The sequence below is a fragment of the Kiloniellales bacterium genome, assembly GCA_030064845.1.
In the GTDB taxonomy this organism is placed as follows: domain Bacteria; phylum Pseudomonadota; class Alphaproteobacteria; order Kiloniellales; family JAKSDN01; genus JASJEC01.
On the sequence record JASJEC010000074.1, the window covers coordinates 1 to 23,331 of the forward strand.

General features: G+C 67.1%; 19 protein-coding genes. 8 read left to right on the forward strand and 11 right to left on the reverse strand.

Annotated elements, in window-relative coordinates:
• Positions 1–333 (forward strand): orotate phosphoribosyltransferase (locus QNJ67_19425; protein ID MDJ0611155.1); only part of this gene is annotated, 333 nt, incomplete at its 5' end.
• Between the two features lies 1 nt (position 334).
• On the opposite strand, the gene QNJ67_19430 is transcribed toward QNJ67_19425, so the two are convergent.
• Positions 335–889, reverse strand: coding sequence for a hypothetical protein (locus tag QNJ67_19430; protein MDJ0611156.1), 555 nt, complete (start codon positions 887–889; stop codon positions 335–337).
• Positions 890–893: 4 nt separating this feature from the next.
• Complete coding sequence (locus QNJ67_19435; protein MDJ0611157.1) at positions 894–2,156, reverse strand: acetamidase/formamidase family protein; 1,263 nt, start codon at positions 2,154–2,156, stop codon at positions 894–896.
• A 271-nt stretch (positions 2,157–2,427) separates the two neighbouring features.
• On the opposite strand from QNJ67_19435, the gene QNJ67_19440 reads away from it, so the two are divergent.
• The 3 genes from QNJ67_19440 (at position 2,428) to QNJ67_19450 (ending at position 6,281) form a co-directional block, all read left to right on the forward strand.
• Positions 2,428–4,095 (forward strand): peptide ABC transporter substrate-binding protein, encoded by a 1,668-nt coding sequence (locus QNJ67_19440; protein ID MDJ0611158.1) that lies wholly within the window; start codon positions 2,428–2,430, stop codon positions 4,093–4,095.
• A gap of 276 nt (positions 4,096–4,371) precedes the next feature.
• Complete coding sequence (locus QNJ67_19445; protein MDJ0611159.1) at positions 4,372–5,325, forward strand: ABC transporter permease; 954 nt, start codon at positions 4,372–4,374, stop codon at positions 5,323–5,325.
• Positions 5,322–6,281: an ABC transporter permease gene (locus tag QNJ67_19450; GenBank protein ID MDJ0611160.1), complete on the forward strand. Its 960-nt coding sequence runs from the start codon at positions 5,322–5,324 to the stop codon at positions 6,279–6,281. The genes QNJ67_19445 and QNJ67_19450 overlap by 4 nt, the downstream gene beginning before the upstream one ends.
• Here the strand turns inward: QNJ67_19450 and QNJ67_19455 are convergent, their stop codons facing one another.
• Positions 6,282–7,463: a M20 aminoacylase family protein gene (locus QNJ67_19455; GenBank protein ID MDJ0611161.1), complete on the reverse strand. Its 1,182-nt coding sequence runs from the start codon at positions 7,461–7,463 to the stop codon at positions 6,282–6,284.
• Between the two features lie 210 nt (positions 7,464–7,673).
• Between QNJ67_19455 and QNJ67_19460 the strand changes: the two genes are divergently transcribed.
• Both QNJ67_19460 and QNJ67_19465 read left to right on the forward strand, forming a co-directional pair.
• Positions 7,674–9,104, forward strand: a complete 1,431-nt coding sequence (locus QNJ67_19460) for a mannose-1-phosphate guanylyltransferase/mannose-6-phosphate isomerase (GenBank protein ID MDJ0611162.1) — start codon at positions 7,674–7,676, stop codon at positions 9,102–9,104.
• A 35-nt stretch (positions 9,105–9,139) separates the two neighbouring features.
• Positions 9,140–9,874, forward strand: coding sequence for a dienelactone hydrolase family protein (locus QNJ67_19465; GenBank protein ID MDJ0611163.1), 735 nt, complete (start codon positions 9,140–9,142; stop codon positions 9,872–9,874).
• A 5-nt stretch (positions 9,875–9,879) separates the two neighbouring features.
• On the opposite strand, the gene QNJ67_19470 is transcribed toward QNJ67_19465, so the two are convergent.
• The 8 genes from QNJ67_19470 to QNJ67_19505 all read right to left on the reverse strand — a co-directional run bounded on the left by QNJ67_19470 (position 9,880) and on the right by QNJ67_19505 (position 20,116).
• Positions 9,880–10,905 carry a HEAT repeat domain-containing protein gene (locus QNJ67_19470; GenBank protein ID MDJ0611164.1) on the reverse strand — a complete coding sequence of 342 codons (1,026 nt, stop codon included), beginning with the start codon at positions 10,903–10,905 and terminating at the stop codon, positions 9,880–9,882.
• Between the two features lie 103 nt (positions 10,906–11,008).
• Positions 11,009–12,547 carry a hypothetical protein gene (locus QNJ67_19475; GenBank protein MDJ0611165.1) on the reverse strand — a complete coding sequence of 513 codons (1,539 nt, stop codon included), beginning with the start codon at positions 12,545–12,547 and terminating at the stop codon, positions 11,009–11,011.
• A gap of 499 nt (positions 12,548–13,046) precedes the next feature.
• Positions 13,047–14,126, reverse strand: coding sequence for an ATP-binding cassette domain-containing protein (locus QNJ67_19480; protein MDJ0611166.1), 1,080 nt, complete (start codon positions 14,124–14,126; stop codon positions 13,047–13,049).
• Positions 14,119–15,138, reverse strand: a complete 1,020-nt coding sequence (locus QNJ67_19485) for an ABC transporter ATP-binding protein (GenBank protein MDJ0611167.1) — start codon at positions 15,136–15,138, stop codon at positions 14,119–14,121. Before QNJ67_19485 ends, QNJ67_19480 begins: the two co-directional genes overlap by 8 nt.
• Positions 15,139–15,142: 4 nt before the next feature.
• Complete coding sequence (locus QNJ67_19490) at positions 15,143–16,105, reverse strand: ABC transporter permease (GenBank protein ID MDJ0611168.1); 963 nt, start codon at positions 16,103–16,105, stop codon at positions 15,143–15,145.
• A gap of 1 nt (position 16,106) precedes the next feature.
• Positions 16,107–17,096: an ABC transporter permease gene (locus QNJ67_19495; GenBank protein ID MDJ0611169.1), complete on the reverse strand. Its 990-nt coding sequence runs from the start codon at positions 17,094–17,096 to the stop codon at positions 16,107–16,109.
• Between the two features lie 81 nt (positions 17,097–17,177).
• Entirely contained in the window at positions 17,178–18,764 is a 1,587-nt protein-coding gene (locus tag QNJ67_19500; protein ID MDJ0611170.1) for an ABC transporter substrate-binding protein, read from the reverse strand.
• A 122-nt stretch (positions 18,765–18,886) separates the two neighbouring features.
• Entirely contained in the window at positions 18,887–20,116 is a 1,230-nt protein-coding gene (locus QNJ67_19505) for an amidohydrolase family protein (protein MDJ0611171.1), read from the reverse strand.
• A gap of 217 nt (positions 20,117–20,333) precedes the next feature.
• Between QNJ67_19505 and QNJ67_19510 the strand changes: the two genes are divergently transcribed.
• Together QNJ67_19510 and hemA are read left to right on the forward strand one after the other, a co-directional pair.
• Entirely contained in the window at positions 20,334–21,728 is a 1,395-nt protein-coding gene (locus QNJ67_19510) for an aspartate aminotransferase family protein (protein MDJ0611172.1), read from the forward strand.
• 100 nt (positions 21,729–21,828) lie between these two features.
• Positions 21,829–23,040, forward strand: a complete 1,212-nt coding sequence (gene hemA / locus QNJ67_19515; protein ID MDJ0611173.1) for a 5-aminolevulinate synthase — start codon at positions 21,829–21,831, stop codon at positions 23,038–23,040.
• Positions 23,041–23,331: the final 291 nt, after the last annotated feature.

Sequence of the window (23,331 nt, forward strand, 5' to 3'; positions counted from 1 at the left end):
GGCGCGCGGGTGCTACTGGTCGAGGACCTGGCGACCGACGGCGGCTCGAAGCTCAACTTCGTCGAGGCGCTCAGGACCGCGGGCGCGGAGGTCGCCCACTGCCTGGTGATCTTCCACTACGGCATCTTTCCCCAGTCGGTCGCGGCGCTGGCCGAGCGCGGCGTCACGCTGCACGGGCTGGCCACCTGGTGGGACGCCCTCGAGGCCGCGGAACAGCAGGGCTATCTCTCGAAGAGCGCCGCCCGCGAAGTGCGCGCCTTCCTGGAGGACCCCGAAGACTGGTCGGCGCGGCGCGGCGGCAAGACCAGCGACGACATCGCCGCGGGACGCTGAGTTACTCCGGACCGGGCGGCGGCGGGCGGCCTTCTCCGTAGGCCCGCGAGCCCGGATGGAGGGGGATCGCCCCGTCCGACGAACCGGCCAGGCGGGCGCCCGGCAGCGCGCCGCCGTGACGCGCCAGGGTCTCGCTGACGAGGTAGGCGTGCCGCTCCGGAAAGTCGGGCCGGCTGACCAGGAGATACCCCTCGAAGCCGAACAGCGCGCGCAGGTCGAGGCCGCCGAAATCGTCGAGCGGCGCGCGCCCCGCCGCCAGGGCTGCGGCGTCCTCCGCCGCCAGGATCCCGACGTCGAGCTGGGCGGTGGCCAGGAGGCTCGCCAGGCGCCAGGGGTTGGGCGCCCGGCTGGCGCGGGCCCGGCTGGCCGGCAGGTGCGTGATCAGGGTCTCCGCGACCTGCTTGGACAGGCGGTAGCTCGCCGGATCGGCCTTGCTCGAGCCGATCAGCAGCCGGCGCTTGCGGTAGGCGACCCACTGCCGATAGGGCGTGTGCCCCTGAAGCAGCAGGGCCGCGCCGCCGAGCAGCGCCGCACGCAGCAGAAGGCGGCGGTCCACGGCCTTATTCCGGTCCCGCTCGGAAGACGTTGAGCGGCAGGATCGCCGAGACCGTGTAGTTCGGCACGTCGACCATCTGGCCGATACGCAGATCGACGGCGACGCTGCACAGCACGTAGGCCTGCTCCCGCGTCAGGCCGTGCTCGCGCACCAGGTAGTCGATCATGTCGACCAGGGCGTTGCGTGCGGCCAGGGTCAGGTCCTCGGAGAGGTTCTCCAGGTTCATGATCTTCTTGGAGTCGAGGTAGGCGACGTAGGGCGGGATCATGCCCTTGGCCTTGAGCGGAAAACCGAGCGTCGCGTAGAACTCGGTCGGCGCCAGGGCCTTCAGCTGCGCGCCGCCGGAGAAGTGCGGCGAGGTGACATCCTTGCCCTTGCCCTTGAGCACCTCGACCTGAACGGTCACTGTCGCGCCCATCTCGATCGCCGTGCCAGAGACCTCGCCGTCGCCCTGGGCGAAGTGCACGTCGCCGGCGAAGAGACCGCAGCCCTCGACGAAGCACGGCAGGTAGAGCGTGGTGCCGACCTGCATCTGCTTCACGTCCATGTTGCCGCCGTTCTCGCGCGGCGGAATGGTGCGCAGGCACTCGTCCTTGAAGCTGCCGATCGGTCCGCAGACCTGCTTGGGCAGCGCGCCAAGCGGCTGCGGCATCAGGGCGATGCCGCCCGCCTCGTCGAGGGCGCGCTCGCGGGCCAGCCACTCGCGGATCTCCTCGGGGCCCGGTAGGACGCCGACCGATCCCAGGAAGGGCGCGAAGGGAATGTGGACGCCGGGCATCTGCTCCGAGGTGGCGCCGCGGCGTGAGAGCTTCCAGGCGACGAAATGGGGCTCGGGGAACATGTCGCGCAGGAAACCGAAGCCAGGCACGATCACCGTGTAGCCGAAATCGTCTGGCTCGACGTCGATCAGCGTCACGGCCAGGACGTCGCCGCGCTCGGCGCCGCGCACATAGATCGGCCCCGTCATGGGGTGCACGAGGTTGAGGTCGAGCGCCGTGACGTCGTCGGCGTTGGAGTCCCAGGTCAGATCGCTGTCCAGCGCGTCCCGGGTCTCGATGGTGATGAAGTCCTCCGGGTTGACCTCGAGCACCGGCTTGATTTCAGGGTGGTAGCGGTTGAAGCAGTTGGGATCGTCCGCGCAGTGCGGCCCAGCCTTGGCCAGCACCGCCTTGGAGCGCCACTGGACGTCGGAGGTATCGGCCCTGGCCGACGCTGCCGCGCACAGGGCGAGCGAAGCGGCCACGAGGCCAGAGGTGAATACACGCATCTCCATCCTCCTTCGTTTCAAGACGCGGCTTGCGGAAGATCGCGGTCGGATGTTCATGGCCCCCTGCAGGATGCGGCGGGCTTCTTCGGAGCGACCGAGACTCTAGGCAGGAAGCCTCCGGCGTTCAAGCCGCGCTGGGCGCCTTTGGACTCTCGCGTTCCCGCGGGGACCGGGCGGGTCACGATGGGGCTCGGTGTCGAGTTTCGTGGGCAAGCCCGCTCCGCTTGAGTAGGATCGCCCGGCGATTCGGATGAGACTCGATCGGAAGAGAATGATGCGCTTTCTCCTTGCAGTCTTCATGACCCTCGGCCTGCTGGCGCCGGCCGCGGGCGCGCGCGCCCAAGACGGCGAGCTCAAGATCGGGATGACCCAGTTCCCCTCGACCCTGCATCCGGCGATCGACTCCATGCTGGCCAAGAGCTACGTGCTGGCCATGGCGCGGCGGCCCTTCACCATCTTCGACCACGACTGGGAACTGGCTTGCATGCTCTGCACCGAACTGCCGACCCTGGAGAACGGCCTGGCGAAGAGGCAGGCGCTGGCGGACGGCGGCGAAGGCATCGCACTGACCTACACGATCCAGCCGGAGGCGACCTGGGGCGACGGCACGCCGGTCACGACAAATGACGTGCTCTTCACCTGGAAGTTCGGCCGCCACCCTCAATCGGGCGTGGGTAACGCGGAACTCTTCAACCGACTTCTCAAGATCGACGTGGCCGACGCGAAGACCTTTACGCTCCACGTCGACCGCATCACCTACGAATACAACGCGATCAACGACTTCCGCATCCTGCCGGCGCACCTCGAGGAGGCGATCTTCGACGCCGGTCCGGCCGAGTACCGCAACCGCACGACCTACGACAGCGACCCGACCAACCCCGGCCTCTACTACGGCCCCTATCGCATCGTCGAGGTGGTCAAGGGCTCGCACCTGGCGCTGGAGAAGAACCCGACCTGGTACGGCGCGCCGCCCGCCTTCGACCGCATCGTCGTACGGGCGATCCAGAACACGGCGGCGCTGGAGGCCAACTTGCTGTCCGGCGCGGTCGACATGGTGGCTGGCGAGCTCGGGCTCTCGGTCGACCAGGCGATCGCCTTCGAGAAACGCCACGGCCAGAAGTACGCGGTCTCCTACAAGGCCGGGCTGATCTACGAGCACATCGACCTGAACCGGGACAACCCGATCCTGCAGGACGAGCGGGTGCGCCGCGCCCTGATCCACGCGATCGATCGCGACGCGATCAGCGAGCGCCTCTTCGACGGCAAGCAGCCGCCGGCCCACGGCTCGGTCTCGCCCCTCGACTGGGTGCACGATCCGGACATCCCGGTCTACGCGCACGACCCCGACAAGGCGGAGGCCCTCCTGGACGAGGCGGGCTGGAGCGTCAAGAAGGGCGGCATCCGCCACAACGCGGCGGGCGAGAAGCTGACCCTCGAGATCATGACCACCGCCGGCAACCGTATCCGCGAGCTGGTCCAGCAGGTCCTGCAGAGCCAGTGGCGCAAGGTCGGCATCGACATGCGGATCCGCAACGAGCCGGCCCGGGTCTTCTTCGGCCAGACCATGACCAAGCGGAAGTTCCCCGCCCTCGGGATGTACGCCTGGCTGTCGAGTCCGGAGAACGTGCCCTGGACTACGCTGCACTCGACCATGATCCCGGCCGAGGAGAACGGCTGGGCCGGCCAGAACTACCCGGGCTACGTCAACCCGGAGATGGACGAGATCCTGGACAAGATGGAGCGCGAGCTGGACCGCGAGAAGCGCCGGGCGCTCTGGCACCGCATGCAGGCGATCTACGTGCGCGACCTGCCGGCGCTGCCGCTCTACTGGCGCGCCGAGCCCTACATCCTGCCGAAGTGGCTCAAGGGCCTCCGTGCGACCGGCCATCAGTACACCACAACCCACTGGGTCGAGGAATGGCGCCGCGCGGCGGAGTAGGAAACAACAGTCTTCCTTGTCATTGCCGGGCTTGACCCGGCAATCTAGGTCGTGATTGCGGTTTTAGAGCGGATCATGTTTGGGTCGGAACCACTCATGGTTTCGGCCAAACATGTGAATCCGCTCTACATCCTAGAGTTAGAGCAGATTCACGCGATTGAATGGATCGCCCCGGGCGAGTCCACTCAATCACGATCTGCTCCAGGGCCCTGGACCCTCGGGTCAAGCCCGAGGGTGACAAGAATGGTCGTCACGGTATTGGCCCACGTGAACTGAATGCTGACCTACATCGCCCAGCGCCTCTTCGAGTCGGCGGTCGTCCTGCTGATCATGTCCTTCGTGATCTACGGCCTGATCGGGCTCATGCCGGGCGACCCGATCGACCTCATGATCACGGCGAACCCGGACCTGACGCCGGCCGACGCGGAGCGCCTGCGCGCGGTCTACGGGCTCGACCAGCCGCTGCTGCAGCGCTACGGCGCCTGGCTGAGCGCCGCGCTGACCGGCGATTTCGGGTACTCCCGGCTCTTCGCCGAGCCGGTGCTCGACGTCCTGGCGCCGCGCCTCTGGAACACCACGCTGCTGATGGGCCTCAGCTTTCTCTTCGCCCTGGCGCTCGCCCTGCCCGCGGGCATCGTCGCGGCGCTCAGGCCCCGTTCCGCGCTCGACCACGGGGTCAACATGGTCGCCTTCGCCGGCATCTCCGTGCCGCCCTTCTGGCTCGCCATCCTGCTGATCATCCTCTTCGCCGTGATCCTGGGCTGGCTGCCGGCCGGCGGCATGGGGATGGAGGGCGGCGGCGGTTTCCTCGCGCGGCTAGAACACGCGGTGCTGCCCGTGCTGGCGCTCACCCTGGTCACGGTCGGCGGCATCATCCGCTTCGTGCGCGCCGCCATGATCGAGGCGCTGCGCCAGGACTACGTCCGCACGGCGCGGGCCAAGGGCCTGGGCTCCGCCCGCATCGTCCTCGGCCACGTGCTGCGCAACGCCATGATCCCGGTGACCACGATCCTGGCGCTCAACTTCGGCACGCTGTTCTCCGGGGCGCTGATCACCGAGACCATGTTCGGCTGGCTCGGCATGGGCAAGACGATCTACGACGCCATCATGGGCAACGACTACAACCTGGCGCTGGTCGGCCTGCTCTTCGCCACCCTCGTCACCCTGCTGGCCAACCTACTGGCCGACCTCTGCTACACCTGGCTCGACCCCCGGATCAGCTACCGATGAGCGGGCCCGGAGACAGCCGGCTGGCGGCAGAGAGCGCGGCGGTCCTCGGGCCCTCGCTCTCGCCCGGCCGCCTGCTCCGGCGCCGCTTCCTGCGCCACGGCGTGGCGGTGGCGAGCCTCCTGGGGCTGGTCCTGCTGGCGCTCGCGGTGCTGGCCGCGCCCCTGGTCGAGGCTCTGCTCGGCGTCGACGGCCAGGCGGTCGACCTCTTCAACATCAAGCAGCCGCCTTCGGCGGCGCACCCCCTCGGTACCGACGAACTCGGCCGCGACCTCCTGGTGCGGCTGCTCTACGGCGGCCGGATCTCCCTCCTGGCCGGGATCGCCGCCGCGCTCTGCGCGGCCGTGATCGGCACGGTGATCGGCATCCTGGCGGGCTACTACGGCGGCTGGCTCGACGGCCTGCTGATGCGCCTGACCGACGGCGTGATCGCCTTGCCGCTGCTGCCGCTCCTGATCGTCTTGGCCGCTATCGACCTCAACAAGCTGGGGCTGCCCCAGAGCTGGGCGGAGTCCGAAAACGCCAGCTTCTACCGCATCGTCGTGCTGATCGCCCTGGTCGGCTGGACCACGGTGGCGCGCCTGGTGCGCGGCAACACCCTCTCGATGCGCGAGCGGGAGTTCGTCCGCGCCGCCCACGCGCTGGGCGCCGGCGGCTTCCGGATCATGGTCCGCCACATCCTGCCCAACGTGGTCTCGCCAATCATCGTCGCGACCACGCTCTCGATCGGCAACATCGTCCTGCTGGAGTCGGTGCTCAGCTTCCTGGGCCTCGGCATCCAGCCGCCGATCCCCTCCTGGGGCAACATGCTGACCGGCGCCCAGGAGCTGATCTGGGACGCACCCATGCTGGCGGTCTGGCCGGGCCTCTTGATCTTCGTGACCGTGATCGCCTTCAACTTTCTCGGCGACGGCCTCCAGGACGCGCTCGACCCGCGCGCGATCCTGGAGCGGGACTGATCAGCCGTCCCGCGGCAAGGCCTTCTCGACCAGGGTCGCCCAGTAGCTGGCGCCGACGATCGCGGCCTCGTCGTTGAAGTCGTAGTGCGGGTTGTGCACCGCGCAGCCGCCGGGGCCGCCCTTGTCGCCGTTGCCGAGCCAGATGTAGCAGCCCGGCCTCTCCTGCAGCATGAAGGCGAAGTCCTCGGAGCCCATCAGCGGCTCGGCGTCGGCTTCGACCCGCTCGGCGCCGACCACCTCGGCCGCCACCGTGGCGGCAAAGCGGCTCTCCTTCTCGCTGTTCACCAGGGCCGGATAACGGGTCTCGTAGCGGACCTGGGCCTCGGCGCCGTGGGCGCCGGCGATGCCGTCGCAGAGCCGGCGGATGTCGGCCTCGATCATGTCGGCCACCTCCGGCTTGAAGGCCCGGGTCGTGCCGCGCAGCACGGCCTCGTTGGGGATGACGTTCCAGGTATCGCCGGCGTGGAACTGGGTGACGCTGAGCACGGCCGTGTCGATCGGATCGACCCTCCGGCTGACGATGGTCTGCAGGGCCGTGACGATCTGGCTGGCGACCACGACGGGGTCGATGCCCTGGTAAGGCATGGCGGCGTGCGACCCCTTCCCGGTCACCGTGATCTCAAAGATATTGAAGGCCGCCATGGCCGGGCCGGCGCGCAGGCCGATCTCGCCGACCGGCCGCCCCGGCTGATTGTGCAGGCCGTAGACCGCCTCGACCGGAAACTTGTCGAACAAACCCTCCTCGACCATGACCCGGCCGCCGCCCTCGTTCTCCTCGGCGGGCTGGAAGATGAAGCAGACCGTGCCGTCGAAGTTGCGGGTCTCCGAAAGGTACTTGGCGGCCCCCAGCAGCATCGCGGTGTGGCCGTCGTGGCCGCAGGCGTGCATCTTGCCCTGATGTCTCGATTTGTGCGCGAAGTCGTTGAGTTCCTGGATGTGCAGCGCGTCGAGGTCGGCCCGCAGGCCGATCGACCGACCGCCGTCCTTGCGACCTTTGAGCACGCCGACCACGCCGGTGCCGGCCAGGCCGCGGTGGACCTCGATGCCGAAGTCGTCCAGGCGCGCCGCCACGAAGTCGGCGGTGCGGTGCTCCTCGAAGGCGGTCTCGGGGTGGGCGTGGATGTCGCGCCGCCAGGCGGCCATCTCGTCGTGGAACTCGGCAATACGGTTGATGACCGGCATGTCCTCCCCCTTCTCCCTGCGGCTCTTTAGGGAAAGGTAGAGGCTTCGCCCAGGCCGGACAACTGCCGACGCCGTGGGTGGCCTTTAATCGCGCCGTAACGCTAGAATAACGGATATGGGACGCCGGCCGCCTGGCAGGAGAAGCGTCCGCAGAGAACCGGGTCGAAGCCTCCCCAAAGGCGGCCCCCGCAACGCAAAGGAGCCCCCTTCTTGGTCGACAAGGCGATGATCCATCCGGTGATTCTCTCCGGCGGCGCGGGCACCCGCCTCTGGCCTCTCTCCCGGGCGCTGCTCCCCAAGCAGTTGATCCCTCTGATGGGCGAGGTCAGCCTGATCGTTCAGACCATGAACCGGGTCGGCGCGCGGGAGCGCTTCGCCCCGCCGATGATCGTCTGCAACGACGAGCACCGCTTTCTGGTCGCCGAGGAGCTGCGCAGCCACGAGCTCGACTCCCTCGACATCGTGCTGGAGCCGGTAGGCCGCAACACGGCCCCGGCCGCCTGCGTCGCCGCCCTGCATCTCGCGGCCGAAGAGCCCGACGCGCTGCTGCTGCTCATGCCTTCGGACCACCACATCCCGAACCAGGACGCCTTCGCCGTCGCCGTCGAGCGCGCGGCCGACGCGGCCCGGGCCGGCTGGCTCGCCACCTTCGGCGTGACACCCGAGGGACCGGAGACCGGCTACGGCTACATCCGACACGCCGAGGCCCTCGAGGGTCTGCCCGGCTGTTTCAGGGTGGCGAGCTTCGTCGAGAAGCCGGACGCGGCGACGGCCGAGGCCTACCTGGCGAGCGGCGACTATGCCTGGAACAGCGGCATGTTCCTGTTTTCTGCCCAGTCCCTGCTGGAGGAGACCGGGCGCCACGCCCCCGCCGTGCTGGAAGCCGCCCGGAGCGCCGTCGAGGGAGCGACCAGGGACATGGACTTCCTGCGCCTCGACGCGGCGGCTTTCGCCGATGCGCCGTCGATCTCGATCGACCATGCCGTTATGGAGAAGACCGACCGGGCCGCGATCGTCCCGGTCGACATCGGCTGGAGCGACGTGGGCTCCTGGGATTCGCTCTGGCAGGTCTCCGAGACCGACGCCCAGGGCAACGCCAGGGTCGGCGACATACTGGCCCTCGACACACGGAACAGCTACCTGCACAGCGAGTCCCAGCTGCTCGCGACGGTCGGCGTCGAGAACCTGATCGTGGTCGCCACGACCGATGCGGTGATGGTCTGCCCGCGCGACCGTGCCCAGGACATCCGAGCGATCGTCAGCCACCTCGAAGCGAGCGGCCGCGAGGAGCATCAGGTCCACGCCAAGGTGCGCCGACCCTGGGGTTCCTACGAGACGATCGACGCCGGCGACGGTTTCCAGGCCAAGCGCCTGACCATCAACCCGGGGGCCAGCATCTCGCTGCAGCGCCACAAGCACAGGGCCGAGCACTGGGTCGTGGTGCGCGGCACCGCCGAGGTGACCCGGGACAATGAGGTCTTCGCCCTGAAACGGAACGAGTCCACCTTCATCCCGCGCGGCGCCATCCACCGCTTGCACAACCCCGGCGATGAGTTGCTCCACATCATCGAGGTACAGTCCGGCGACTATCTGGGGGAGGACGACATCGAGCGTTTCGAGGACATCTACGGGCGGGGCTAGACCCGCCCCGGCGACACAGAAATCGGACCCGCCTCATGAATGCGCAGCAGCAGACCGTCGACGTTCCCGGTTCGGACGCCCCGATCCCCACCTTCGTAGCCGATCCCGGCGGCGCTGAACCGCGTCCGGCCGTAATCCTTTACATGGACGCGCCGGGCATCCGCGAGGAGCTGCGCGATTTCGCCCGGCGGATCGCCGAGGCCGGCTACCTCTGCCTCCTGCCCGACATGTTCTACCGGCTCGGCACCCTGCGGTTCGACCTGTCCCAGCGCGACGAGCGCATGAACGCGGTAATCCAAGCAGCCCTGCGGCACCTGGACCACGAGAGGGTCGCGCGCGACGGCGCCGCCCTGCTCGCCTTCCTCGACCGGCACCCACGGGCCAAGCCCGGCCCCAGGGGCCTGATCGGCTACTGCATGAGTGGCCAGTACGTCATGGCCGCGGCCGGCCGCTTTCCGGACCAGGTCGGCGCGGTCGCCTCGCTGCACGGTGTCGGGCTGGTGACCGACGCACCCGACTCGCCCCATCTGCTCACCGACAGGATCTCGGCGGAGCTCTACTTCGGCTTCGCCTCCGACGATCCGCTGGTCCCGGACAACGTGATCCCCACGCTGCGCGAGACCCTGGCCAAGCGCGAGATCGCCCACGACATCGACATTTTCCCCGACACCCAGCACGGCTTCTCCTTCCCGGCCCGGCCGGTCTATGCCGAGGCGGCCGCGGAGGCCTCTTGGGAAAAGATCTTCGAGGTCTTCGGCCGGCGTCTCTAGGTGCTCTAAGGCGAGGCGGACGAGGGCCTGGACGGACACGCGCGATGCCGTTCTGGCTGGCCGACCGCGGCGAGCGCAACCCCGATCTGCTCGCGGACCTTGGCATCGGTCTCCGAGGACAGGGCTTCCCGCAAGGGACCGGTCACGCAGACGTCTGCCAAGCTCTTCAACGCGAGCGCGGCGCGCCACCGGACTTCATGGCTGACATCCGCGCGCAAGGTTTCGACGAGCGTCGGGACGATGGTCTCGTCGCCGATCCGGCTGAGCACCAAGACCGCCTCTCCCCGGACGCGGGCCGAGGGCTCCGTGCCGCCATTGAGCAGCCGCAGGAGTGCGGGCACGGTCTCCTTGTTTCCCAGCCTTCGCAAGCTGAACACCGCTTCCCAGCGGCGGAACTCGAGCGGGTCGCCTAGTGTTCTCAGAATACGGGGGCGGGCCTCCGGCTGGCCGAAGTAGGCGAGCGCGATGGCGGCGTTGTGCGCCACGTTCGGGTCTGCATTCTCCAGGGCATCCATGAGGCCGGGGAGCGCGTCGACCCCCTTCCGGTCGATCGCGCTGATCGCCCAGAGGCTTCGCCATCGCGGGTGGGGGTTGTCGTCGTACAGCGCCCGCTCGACCAGCGCGGACATGCCTCTGGGATCCTTGAGCTTCCCCAGCTCGTTCACCGCATCCCAACGCTTCTTCCAGTTCGGATCCCTGGTGGCTCGCAGGAGTTGCTCCAAGCTGTCGCCGGTCGAACCGCTCTCGGATCCTTGGTCGAGCCGCCCACCGCCGGCGCCTGCCGGCGACGATTCTGTCGCCGCACCGACTTGGGCGCGATCGCCAGCTGGTCGGACGGCGGTTTTCGACGGCTCCCCGGACAACCGAAGACCGACCGGGTCGGCTCGACCATTGGGCAGCTCCTTTGCCGAGGTTGCCATAAAGGCGGCCGTCGGCCAGACCGCGAACAGAAACGCGCCCAACCGCGCCGCGGCCGTCAGCCCTTTTCGGATCCGTGTCAGGATCGAACCGGAGTCGCGCGAGGGAGTCATGGACCACACCCGGAAGCCTTGCAGGCGAGAGGCGCTGCTGACTCGTCTCTCGCCTGCGTCAGACCTTCCAAGAATCGAGGCCCGACGGACGGCATGCGTGCTCTTAGTCGTCGGTCGGCTCCAAGCTGGCAAGCGCGCTGCCCGCGTGGACCATGTTCGGGCCAACGGCGTGCTCAACCTGGATCATGAAGATCCTGGCCGATCGCAGCGCCCAGGGCAGTTCGACCTTGAGCTGGATCAGCCCGGTACGCAGCACGGTGACCACCCAGTCGACCTCGAGAGCCGCCGAACCCTCGACCGCGAACACGTCCGTGACCGCCGCATCGACCGGCGTTCCGGACTCGCTCGACAGCAGGACGAAAGTCGGCCCCTTGCTGTATGCGTGGTCGTCCTCGTCATACCGCGATTGCTGCACGATCTCGACGTCGACCTTGGCCAAGGCAAAAAGACCGTCAATGTCCGTCCTGACACCTCCAACCTCGGCCTCGACGGCATCGGCTTTGGCCTTAAGGTCAAGGGCAGTCTCCTCGATGCTTCCGAGCGACCTGTAAAGCTCGGAGAACATGGGAAAGGCACTGATCGGCGGGCCGCCCTCGGGAGTCGGAATGCCGGGGATCTGGAACCCCAAGAGATACAGCAGCAGCTCGACGGACAGGCCATCGTCGTCGCCATCGGACAGGCGGTCTTGGATTTCCTGCGGCAGGTTGCCGATTTCGGTCTGCAAGAAATCCAACTTGGCTTCAAGTGAGTTAACTCCACCCAGCACTTGGTTAGAGGCATTGTTGATGGTGTCGAATTCCGCGCCCAGGCTGTTCCAGCGGTGGGGCCAGTCTTCACCGACAAAGTTCAGATTCTCGACGCTGAGGGCGCCTAGGAGATCCAGCTTGGCCTCGGCCACCGATAGGGCTTCGAGAATCGCCTCCAGTCCGTCGGGCACGCCCTCCCCGTCGACGAAGAATCCCGTGTTGATCGAGGTGAAGGCTTGCCCGTCCTGGCTACTGTCTGTCGCGCAGTCGAAGACCTCCAGCATCGGCCCGAAGCCTTGGAACAAGGAGTCCTCCGACGGGTCACAGGGGAGGAAGACCAGTGTGCCGATTTCAGCGAGTGTCTCCAACTTGACCCGAAATGCGGTCAAACCCTCGGCGAGGATATCGAGCCGGGGACCCGGCGCATCGAGCGGCACGGGGAGGCCGCCATCAAAGGTCGTCACCGTCATTCGAAACCGGGTTTCAATCACCACCTCGTTGGTCCCGCTGTTGGTCGCATTGCGAATGGGACTGCTGCCTGTCCATACCGCCACGCCCTGCGATAGCAGCGACAAGCCAGGGCTGAACGTCAATGTCTCGCCGGTTGTTCCGTCGAAGCCGCCATCGAGAGAAAGGCTCACGCCGAATTCAGCAAGGCCCCACTGAAAGGCTGAAAAGTTTGTGATATCGATGCCTGAATAGGTGATGACCTTGCCACCCGCGAACCCCAATTCCTGAGCGCTGCCCGGGTTTGATTCGACGGCCAGAATGCCGAGTTCCGCCGCCGGTTTCGGTCCAATGAGCTGGGCGGCCGCGGGCGATGCAGCACCGAGCGTCGCCGCCAGTGCAAGGCCGTTGAGACCTGTAAGGACATTGTTCCAAAGTCGATCGTACATCTTGCTTGCTCCCTTCCTTAAAATCGTTGGCCGTTTGTCGCGGAGATTGATCCGCATGGCCCAAAAGGGTCCGCTGCCGTACGAAATCCTGGATATGCGCTCCTCTATCTGACCATGGCCCGACCTTCGGCGGGCAACGCCGAATGCCAGGCCGGGTTGTCGAAAGACTGCTTTGTTGGGAGCGGACCCGCCGAAGGGGGTCGCCAAAACGCAGCATCCCAAAATAGGATCTGCTTGCCCGTTTGAGGTCGGGCTTTTCTCATGTTGGCCCCCCAGCCCAATCGGCGAAGAGACCCATCCAGCCCGAACGGTGATCTAAACCAAATACGCCATGGCCGTTAAAGGCTCTAAAACTCGCTGGCGCTAATCAAGAATTTGGATGTGCACTTCGCCGCGATTATGGTGGGCTGTTTACGCGCGACGGGCAAGTGTTTTCGTGGCGACCCCAGGGACGGGACGGCACTTTGCCCGCTGCAGGCGAGTTTCCTCGACGCGCGCACTACCCTCCCGGCAGCTTCGGCGTGCCCTTGACCGCGACCTCCGGCAGGCGACCCTCCTCGGCGGCGTGACAGGCAACTTCGGCGCCGTCCAGCGGCAGGAGGCGCGGCGTCTCCTGGCGGCAGCGGTCGTTGGCCAGCGGGCAGCGCGGGTGGAAGTGGCAGCCCGGCGGCGGCGTGATCGGGTTGGGCACCTCGCCGGCCACGGGGATGCGCCGCCGGCCGGTCATCTCGAGGTCCGGGATCGCGTCGAGCAGCATGCGGGTATAGGGGTGCTTGGGCCGGCTGAAGAGCTGGCGCCGCTCAGCCCACTCGACGAGGCGTCCCAGGTACATGACGCCGACCGCATCGGAGATGTGGTAGACGACCGCCAGATCGTGGCTGATGAAGAGATAGGTCAGGCCGAACTGTCGTTGCAGGTCCTTCATCAGGTTCAGGATCTGAGCCTGGACCGAAACGTCGAGCGCCGAGGTCGGCTCGTCGCAGACCAGGAAGTCCGGCTGGCTGGCGAGCGCCCGGGCGATCGAGATGCGCTGGCGCTGGCCGCCGGAGAACTCGTGAGGAAACTTCTCGCCGTCGGCCGGCGCCAGGCCGACCTGGCGCAGCAGTGCACCGACCCGCTGAATGATCTCCGGCTTGTCGGTCATCAGCCGGTGGGCACGGATCGGCTCGGCCACGATGTCGGTGACCCGCCAGCGCGGGTTTAGGCTGGCATAGGGGTCCTGGAAGATCATCTGAAACCGCCGGCGCACCGGCCCGATCTCTTCCTGGCGCTTCAATTGGCTGAGATCGTTTCCCTCGAACACGATCCGGCCCCGGGTCGGCTGGTAGAGACCGACCACCAACCTGGCGACGGTCGACTTGCCGCAACCGGACTCGCCGACCAGGCTGAAGGTCTGGCCCTTGGGAATGGTGAAGCTGACCCCGTCGACCGCCTTGAGGATCGCCCGCTTCTCGCCCTGGATCACGCGGTTCAGCCAGGGAGGAGAGACATCGAAGAACTTGGCCACATCCTGGGCCTCGAGCACGGCCCCCCGGTCCCGGGCGCCCGCGGCCTGTTCCGGTGCCGTGGTTTCAGCCACCGGCCCGCTCCCCTTTCGCCTCGCCGTCGAACAGCCAGCAGGCGGCGTCCGTCGCTCCGGCGGGCAGCAGCTCCGGCCGCTCGCTGAGGCAGCGCTCGAAGACCTTGGGGCAGCGCGGGTTGAAGGCGCAGCCGGAAGGAATCTCGGTCAGCCGCGGCATGGCGCCGTCGATCTGGGTCAGGCGCTCGACCTCGTGGCCGACGGTCGGGATCGAGCCCATGAGGCCGTGGGTGTAGGGATGCCCGGCCTTGCGGATCACGTCGGCGACCGGGCCGATTTCGGCGATCCTGCCGGCATACATGACGGCGACCCGGTCGGCGGTCTCGGCAATCACCCCCATGTCGTGGGTCACCAGCATGACCGCCGTCCCGTGGTCGCGGCACAGGCGCTTCAGCAGCGAGATGATCTGCGCCTGGATCGAGACGTCGAGCGCGGTGGTCGGCTCGTCGGCGACAATCAGACGCGGGTTGACCGCGAGCGCCAGGGCGATCACGACGCGCTGGCGCATGCCGCCCGAGAACTGGTGGGGGTACTGATCAATGCGCCGCTCCGGCGCCGGAATGCCGACCTCGGTGAGCAGCTCCACGGCGCGGTCCCGGGCCTTGCGTTCGGCGGTGCCGGTATGGGTGCTGATCGTCTCGGTCAGTTGCCGGCCGACCGTGTAGAGCGGATTGAGGCTGGTCAGCGGATCCTGGAAGACCATGCCGATCTTGGCGCCGCGCAGCCGTCGCAGGCGCTCGTAGGGCAGATTGTCGATCCGGTCGCCCTCGAACAGGATCCGGCCGCCGGCGACCCGTCCCGGCGGTTCCAGCAGGCCGATGATGGCGGCGCCCGTCAGCGACTTGCCGGCCCCCGACTCGCCGACCACGCCCAGGACCTCGCCCTCGTCGATGTGGAAGGAGATGTCGTCGACCGCGACCAGCAGCCCGCGCCGGGTCGGAATCTCGATGCGCAGGTTCTCGACCTTGAGCAGCGGCTGGTTGCGCCTCCCGGTTTCTCCCGCCTGGGCCATGGGGTCACCGCAGCTTCGGATTAAGCGCGTCGCGCAGCCAGTCTCCCAGCAGGTTGACGGCCAGGACCAGGATCGCGAGGCCGGCGCCCGGGAAGATCGTGATCCACCATTCCCCGGAGAAGAGGAAGTCGTTGCCGACCCGGATCAGCGTGCCCAGCGAGGGCGAGGTGGCCGGCACGCCGACGCCGAGGAACGACAGGGTCGCCTCGGTGATGATGGCGATCGCCAGATGGATGGTCGCGATCACCAGCACCGGTCCCATAACGTTGGGCAGGACGTGGCGAAGCATGATCATCAGCTTGGAGACCCCGATAACCCGCGCGGCCTGGACGTACTCCTTGTTCTTCTCGATCATGGTCGAGCCGCGAACGGTGCGGGCATACTGCACCCAACCGGAGATGCCGATCGCGAAGACCAGCACGTAGAACCAGAGATCGTCGTGCAGGTCGCGGGGAATAATGCCGCGCGCCACGCCGTCGATCAGAAGCGCGATCAGGATGGCGGGAAAGCTGAGCTGGACATCGGCGATCCGCATGATCACTGCGTCGGTCGTGCCCCCGAGGTAGCCGCTGAGCAGCCCGAGACCGATGCCGAGGACCATGGCGAAGGCGACCGAGGCGAAGCCGACGCCGAGGGAAATGCGCGCGCCGTAGATGATGGTCGAGAGCACGCCGCGTCCCTGATCGTCGGTCCCGAGCAGGAAGCGGAGCTCGCCGTCGGCTTCCCAGGCGGGCGGCAGGAAGGCGTCGAGCAGGTCTACCTGGGCCAGGTCGAAGGGATCGTGCGGGGCGACCAGGGGCGCGAAGAGCGCCGACCCCATGAAGACTAGCGTGATCAGGGCTGCAACGACGGTGACCGGCGAGCGGCGGAAGGAGTACCAGAGGTCGCTGTCGAAGAAGCGCCGGACACCGTCGACAAGGTGGGCCCAGGGGCCGACGGCCGGCGCGTTGTCGGACTGGGCCGCCATCCTAACCGTGCCCGCCGGCGACCAGCTTGTCGACCCTGAGACGCGGGTCGACCGCATAGTAGAGCAGGTCGACGATCAGATTGATGGTGACGAAGAAGAAGGAGATCATCATGAGGTATGAGGCCATGACCGGGATATCGACCTCGTTGATCGCCTGGATGAACAGCAGGCCCATGCCCGGCCACTGGAACACGCTCTCGGTGATGATCGCGAAGGCGATGATCGAGCCGAGCTGAAGCCCGGTGATCGTAATCACCGGCACCAGCGTGTTCTTCAGCGCGTGGCCGAAGTTGATCGCCCGGTCGGTCAGGCCCCTGGCCCTTGCAAACTTGATGTAGTCGGTGCGCAGCACCTCGAGCATCTCCGAGCGGACCAGGCGCATGATCAGGGTCATCTGGAACAGCGCCAGCGTGATCGAGGGCATGATCAGCGCCTTGAGGCCCGAGGCCGTGGTGAAGCCGGTGGTCCACCAGCCGAAGGCCGCGACCTCGCCGCGGCCGAAGGTCGGCAACCACTGGAGCATGACGCCGAAGACGAGAATCAGGAGAATGCCGATCAGGAAGGTGGGCAGGGAGATTCCGATCAGCGAGATGGTCATGAAGAGCTTCGAGACGAAGCCTTCCCGATGGAGTCCCGTGTAGACGCCCATGGGCACGCCGACGGCGAGCGCCAGGATGGCCGCGACCAGGGAGAGCTCCAGGGTGGCCGGCAGGCGCTCGGCGATCAGCTGCTTGACCGGCCGCCGGTGCCGGTAGGAGATGCCGAAGTCGCCCTGCGCGGCGCGCAGCAGATAACGGCCGTACTGGAGGACGAAGGGGTCGTTGAGGCCGAGGCGCTCGCGCAGCGCCGCACGCTCCTCGAGCGAGGTGTCCTGGCCGACCATGTTGTTGATCGGATCGCCGACGAAGTTGAACAAGGAGAAGGCGATCAATCCGACGGCCAGCATCACGACGATGGACTGAAGCAGCCGGCGGACGATAAAGGCGATCATCGGCTTTGCCTGACCTTGGCGGCCAAAGGAGGGAAGCGAGGGCCCGGTACGGCGACCGGGCCCTCTGCCGTTTCGCTATCGCTACTTGACCACCGCGTAGCGCAGGTCGAACACGTTGTCGGGACGCTGGGCCAGGTCGACCCCGGTGCTGATGCCCCAGGACAGCGGCTGCTGGTGCAGCGCGATGTGGCCGACCTCTTCGCTGTGGATCTTGAAGGCCTCATCGATCAGCGCCTGCCTCTTGGCCGGATCGGTCTCGACCTGGATCATGTCGGTCAGCTCGGTGACCCGCTTGTTGCAGTAGCCGCCCAGGTTGAACAGCCCCTTGCCGTCTTGACGGCAAGACATGAGCGCCGAGATCGGGTTGTGGCTGTCGAAGGTCGACGGCGTCCAGCCGAGCAGGAAGAAGCTGGTGTCATAGTTGTTCTGGGCCAGCACCTTGGCGAAGTACTTCGACTTGGTCTGGGCCAGCACGTTCACCTTGACGCCGATCTTGGCCAGCATCGACGCTGCCGCCTGGCAGATCCGCTCGTCGTTGACGTAGCGGTCGTTCGGGCAGTCCATGGTCACCTCGAAGCCGCTGCCGTAACCGGCATCGGCCATGAGCTGCTTGGCCTTGGAGACGTCGGCGGCCGGACGGTTGTTGAGACCCTTGGTCCAGCCGTTGATCTGCGGCGCCACCATGAGGTTCGATGGCCAGGAAGCGCCGCGCATCACCTTCTTGCGGATCGCCTCGATGTCGATCGCCAGCAGGAAGGCCTCGCGGACCCGCTGGTCCTTGAAGGGATTCTTACCCTTGACGCTGGAATAGAGCAGCTCGTCGCGATCCTGGTCGAAGCCAAGGAAGATGGTACGCGCCTCGGGGCCGGTCAGCGGCTGCACGCCGTCGGCCGACTCGAGCCGGTCCCAGTCCTGCACCGGGACCGGATAGGCCATGTCCACGTCGCCCGCGATCAGCGCGGCCACACGGGTCGCATCCTGCCCGATCGGGGTGAAGATCGCTTCGCTGATGTTGCTGTCCATCTGGCCCCACCACTTGGGGTTCGGCACCAGGACGGTCTTCACGTCGGGCTGGCGTTCCCTCAGCATGAAGGGGCCGGTCCCGTTGGCGTTGAGGTTGGCGAAGTTGCCTTCGTCGCCACCCTTGACGTTGGTCGCGGTCACCGCGTTGTGCTGCTGGGACCACTCCTTGTCCATGATGTAGAAGATGCCGAGCTGCAGCGGCAGGATCGGGTTCGGCCCGTTGGTCACGAGGTCGACGGTGTAGTCGTCGACCTTCCTGGCCTCTTTGATGAGGCCCGCCACCACCTTGAGGTCGGATCCCTCGGAGCGGATGCGTTCGACCGAGAACAGCACGTCGTCGGCGTTGAAGGCGTTGCCGTTGTGGTACGTGACCCCCTGGCGCAGCGTGAATCGCCAGACCTCGGGCTCGATGTTCTCCCACTTGGTGGCCAGGCTGGGCAGCAGGTTCATGTCCTTGTCGCGCCGCACCAAGGCCTCGAAGATGTTGTCCTGGAAACCCAGCGTCATGGTCTCGAATAGGCCGTGGGGGTCCATGGTCTGGACATCGCCCTGGAAGGCCCAACGGAAGGTCTTGGCGTCCGCGCCTTGGGCGCAGGCCAGTATGAGGGCGGCAGAAGCCGCGAAGAGTCCCTTACGGAAGCCCATTTTACTCTCCCTGTGCATGTTCTTGCCGGCATCGGCCCGCTTCGGGCGGGCCCTTGCGGGTAGCCTAGTACGAGCCGGCGGCCCCGAACAAGGACCTTGCCCCGGCCCAGGAAGGCCGCGGTCTACAGCCGATTCTTGACGATCTCACCGTCCTTCATCACCAGCACCACCCGCTCGCCTTCGCCGTCGAAGACCGAGAGGTCCTCGAGCGGATTGCCGTCGAGCACGATCATGTCCGCCAGGGCGTCCGGGGCGATCCGGCCCAGCTCGCCGCTCCGGTTGAGCAGCTCGGCGTTGGTCGCCGTCGCCGACAGCAGGATCTCCCGGATGCCCAGGACTTCGCTGCGAATCCTGAACTCGCTGAGCTGGTGAACGTGCATCTTGCCCAGGAGGTCGGTACCGAACGCGGTCTTCGCGCCGGCCGACTTGAGCACCTCGAGGGCGCGGATGCCGGCCTCCCGGACCTCGCCCAGCTTCTGCAGGCTGATCTCCGGGAAGCCCGAATCCCGGCCGTAGCGGTGGGCCGCCTGGTAGGTCGCCAGGGTCGGCACCACGAAGGCGCCCCGCTCGGCCGCGTAGGCCGCGGTCTCCGCGTCGATCAGGTTGCCGTGTTCGATCGAGCGGACCCCGTACTCGAGGCAGCGCCGGATCGCCTCGGCGGTGTAGACGTGGGCCATGACATAGGTCTTCCAGGAACGGGCTTCCCAGACCGCGGCGCGGATCTCCTCTTCCGAATACTGCAGGTTCCAGATCGGGTCGGACGGCGAGGCGACGCCGCCCGATGCCATGATCTTGATCTGGGTCGCGCCCTTGCGCAGCTCCTCCCTGGCCGCTCGGCGCACCTCGGTGACGCCGTCGGCGATCTGCGACAGCGAGAGGCCCCCCTGGCAGCAGAAGCAGTAGCCGGCCTGCTCGTAGGGACGGAAGTCGCCGTGGCCGCCGGTCTGCGACAGGGCCTTGCCGGAGAAGAACAGGCGGGGCCCCTTGATCAGGCCGGTCTCGACCGCCATCGCGAGGCCGTAGTCGGCGCCGCCCGCGTCGCGCACCGTCGTGAAGCCGCGCTGCAGAGCGCCTTCCAGGATCTCTCGGGCGTGCTGGTGGATCAGCGAGCGCGGCATGAGGTCGAGACGGCCGATATCGGGGTCCGCCGCCAGGGCGTGGAAGTGGGCGTCGATTAGCCCGGGCATCAGGAACCGGCCGGCGAGGTCGACCTCCCGGGCGTCGCCGGCCGTGAGCGGGCCGTCGGCGACTTCCTTGATTCGACCCTCCTCGACCAGGACCTGGGCGCCCTCCAGCGGCTCGCCCCCGGCGCCGTCCCAGAGCAACGCATTGCGGAAAAGTAGTCGCTCCATGGCGCCCCCCGTCCTTCGATTTTCCTCAGGCTAGTCCGCCGGGTCCCGGTCGCGCAACGCCGGCGGCGGTGCTTGACCAAAATCAAGGCGCGGCCCCCCGGACCGGTGTCAAGACCATGGGAGCTTTGGGAAAGTCGGGCTCGGACGGCTTGGCGCGGTCCACGGGAGGGAGTACCTTCGTAGAAGCGTCGAAGCCTCAAGCCCGAGGGAGCCAGTCATGGACCAGCGGCCAAACTCCGCAGCGAGCCGGGATGTCGCCTATCATCTGCATCCCTACACCAACGCCCGCAAGCACGAGGCCCAGGGGCCCCTTGTGATCGCCAAAGGCAAGGGCGTCTATGTCTACGACGACCAGGGCACGGAGTACATCGAGGGGCTGTCGGGGCTGTGGTGCACCGCGCTGGGCTTCAGTGAGAAGCGGCTGGTCAAGGCGGCGGAGCGCCAGATGTCGACCCTGCCCTACTACCACGCCTTCGCCCACAAGACGGCCGACGTCTCGATCGACCTCGCCGAGCGCCTAATCGGCCTGGCGCCCGTGCCCATGTCGAAGGTGTTCTTCGCCAATTCGGGCTCCGAGGCGAACGACACCATGATCAAGATGATCTGGTACTACAACAACGCCCTGGGCCGGCCGGAGCGCAAGAAGATCATCAGCCGCTTCAGGGGCTACCACGGGGTCACCATCGCTGCCGCCAGCCTGACCCACATGGCCTATGTGCAGGAGGGCTTCGATCTGCCCGCCAGCGGCCGCTTCCTCAAGACCGGCTGTCCGCACTTCTACCGCCACGGCCTGGACGGCGAGAGCGAGAGCGACTTCACCACCCGGCTGGCCGAGGAGCTGGAGGCGCTGATCCTCGAGGAAGGGCCCGAGACCGTCGCGGCCTTCGTCGCCGAGCCGCTGCAGGGCGCGGGCGGCGTCGTGGTGCCACCGGACGACTACTGGCCCAAGATCCAGAAAGTATTGAGAAAGCACGATGTTCTTCTGGTCGCCGACGAGGTGATCTGCGGCTTCGGCCGGACCGGCAGCTTCTGGGGCAGCCAGACCTTCGGCATCCAGCCCGACATCATGACCATGGCCAAGGCGCTGAGCTCGGCCTATCTGCCGATCTCCGCCGTGATGATCTCCGACCGGATCTACCAAGCCCTGGCCGACAGCTCAGCGGAGCACGGCACCTTCGGCCACGGCTACACCTACAGCGCGCACCCGGTCAGCGCGGCCGTCGCGCTGGAAACCCTGAAGATATACGAGGAGCGGGACATCGTCGCCCACGTCCAGCAGGTGGCGCCGAAGCTGCAGAACGGGCTCCGGCGCTTCGCCGACCACCCCCTGGTCGGCGAGGTGCGCGGCAAGGGCCTGATCGCCGCCGTGGAGCTGGTCGCCGACAAGGCCACGAAGGCGGCCTTCGATCCGGTCGGCCAGGTCGGCGGCGCCTTCTCGGCGAACGCCCAGGCCGAGGGCCTGATCGTGCGCAATCTCGGCGACAGTATCGGCATATGCCCGCCCCTGATCATCACCGAAACCGAGATCGAGGCCCTGCTGGACCGCTTCGGCCGGGCCCTAGAAGAGACGGCCAGCTGGGTTTCCGGGCAAGGGCTGGCGTCGGTGGCTTAACCGAGGAAGGTAGTCCGGGGTTTGGCGAGGCGGATACACCGTAAGCGTTGCCCCGAAGCGGCAAGACAAGACTGGTGGGGGCAGTGGAGGAAGGTTCTCGATGGATTACGAAGGTTTCTTCAACCGGCAGATAGCCGGCCTCCGCCGGGAGGGGCGCTACCGCGTGTTCGCCGACCTGGAGCGCCAGGCCGGGAGCTTCCCGGCAGCCCGTCACCACGGCGCAGACAACCCGCGCGAAGTGACCGTCTGGTGCTCAAACGACTACCTGGGCATGGGTCAGAACCCCAAGGTCATCGAGGCCATGCAGGAGGCGCTGGAACGCTGCGGCGCCGGGGCCGGCGGCACCCGCAACATCTCGGGCACCAATCACTACCACGTGCTTCTGGAGCGCGAACTGGCGGATCTGCACGGCAAGGAGGCGGCCCTGCTGTTCACCTCGGGCTACGTCTCCAACTGGGCGGCGCTCGGCACCCTGGCGGCGCGCCTGCCGGACTGCGTCGTGCTGTCCGACGCCGAAAACCACGCCTCGATGATCGAGGGGATCCGTCACAGCCGCGCCGAGAAGGTCATCTTTCGGCATAACGATCCGGATGACCTCGACCGCCAGCTCTCGCGCTACGCGCCCGAACGGGCCAAGCTGGTCGCCTTCGAATCGGTCTACTCGATGGACGGCGATATCGCGCCGATCCGTGAGTTCTGCGACGTCGCAGAGGCCCACGGCGCGATGACCTATCTGGACGAGGTCCACGCCGTCGGCCTGTACGGCCCGCGCGGCGGCGGGATCGCGGACCGCGAGGGGCTGATGGACCGCCTGACCGTAATCGAAGGCACCCTGGGCAAGGCTTACGGCGTCATGGGCGGATACATTGCCGCTTCGGCGGCCCTGGTGGACTTCGTGCGCAGCTACGCCTCCGGCTTCATCTTCACCACGGCCTTGCCCCCGGCGATCGCCGCCGGCGCCCGAGCCAGCGTGCGCCACCTCAAGCAGAGCCAGGATGAGCGGGCGCGGCATCAGGAACGGGCGGCGACGCTCAAGGAACGGCTGCTCGCAGCCAATCTGCCGGTCATGGAGTCCGAGAGCCACATCGTGCCGGTGCTGGTCGGCGACCCCGTGCTCTGCAAGCAGGTCACCGACACCCTGCTGGAGCGCTACGGCCTCTATGTCCAGCCGATCAACTATCCCACGGTGGCGAAGGGCACGGAGCGCCTGCGCCTCACGCCGACCCCGCTCCATAGCGACGGCGACATGGACCGCCTGATCGCGGCCCTGGTCGAGATTTGGACCGAGCTCGACCTGAAGCGCGCGGCCTAGAAAGCCATCTTGCCACCGGCCGATCCCGGCTGAAGTCCTTGAAATATATACGGCGGTCCCATTCGGCCTGCCCTGCCGCCGGTCTAATTTTTGACTCCAACTTCGCTCGAAATTTAGATAGGGTCGCGTCGAAGCGAAGGGGCCCGGCAGAGGACCCTGCTTAGGAGGTCACAACGGGGAGCGGCTGAATGACGTCCGCAAATTCGGACATCATCGTCAAGTTCGACGGGGTGCAGAAGAGCTACGACGGCGAAACCCTGGTCGTTAAGGATCTCAATCTAGACGTCGAAA

Coding starts and splice junctions, on each gene's coding strand:
- QNJ67_19435 (MDJ0611157.1), bottom strand. CDS start 2,156: ATGCGTGTATTCACCTCTGGCCTCGTGGCCGCTTCGCTCGCCCTGTGC.
- QNJ67_19440 (MDJ0611158.1), top strand. CDS start 2,428: ATGATGCGCTTTCTCCTTGCAGTCTTCATGACCCTCGGCCTGCTGGCG.
- QNJ67_19445 (MDJ0611159.1), top strand. CDS start 4,372: ATGCTGACCTACATCGCCCAGCGCCTCTTCGAGTCGGCGGTCGTCCTG.
- QNJ67_19450 (MDJ0611160.1), top strand. CDS start 5,322: ATGAGCGGGCCCGGAGACAGCCGGCTGGCGGCAGAGAGCGCGGCGGTC.
- QNJ67_19455 (MDJ0611161.1), bottom strand. CDS start 7,463: ATGCCGGTCATCAACCGTATTGCCGAGTTCCACGACGAGATGGCCGCC.
- QNJ67_19465 (MDJ0611163.1), top strand. CDS start 9,140: ATGAATGCGCAGCAGCAGACCGTCGACGTTCCCGGTTCGGACGCCCCG.
- QNJ67_19470 (MDJ0611164.1), bottom strand. CDS start 10,905: ATGACTCCCTCGCGCGACTCCGGTTCGATCCTGACACGGATCCGAAAA.
- QNJ67_19475 (MDJ0611165.1), bottom strand. CDS start 12,547: ATGTACGATCGACTTTGGAACAATGTCCTTACAGGTCTCAACGGCCTT.
- QNJ67_19485 (MDJ0611167.1), bottom strand. CDS start 15,138: ATGGCCCAGGCGGGAGAAACCGGGAGGCGCAACCAGCCGCTGCTCAAG.
- QNJ67_19490 (MDJ0611168.1), bottom strand. CDS start 16,105: ATGGCGGCCCAGTCCGACAACGCGCCGGCCGTCGGCCCCTGGGCCCAC.
- QNJ67_19495 (MDJ0611169.1), bottom strand. CDS start 17,096: ATGATCGCCTTTATCGTCCGCCGGCTGCTTCAGTCCATCGTCGTGATG.
- QNJ67_19500 (MDJ0611170.1), bottom strand. CDS start 18,764: ATGGGCTTCCGTAAGGGACTCTTCGCGGCTTCTGCCGCCCTCATACTG.
- QNJ67_19505 (MDJ0611171.1), bottom strand. CDS start 20,116: ATGGAGCGACTACTTTTCCGCAATGCGTTGCTCTGGGACGGCGCCGGG.
- QNJ67_19510 (MDJ0611172.1), top strand. CDS start 20,334: ATGGACCAGCGGCCAAACTCCGCAGCGAGCCGGGATGTCGCCTATCAT.
- hemA (MDJ0611173.1), top strand. CDS start 21,829: ATGGATTACGAAGGTTTCTTCAACCGGCAGATAGCCGGCCTCCGCCGG.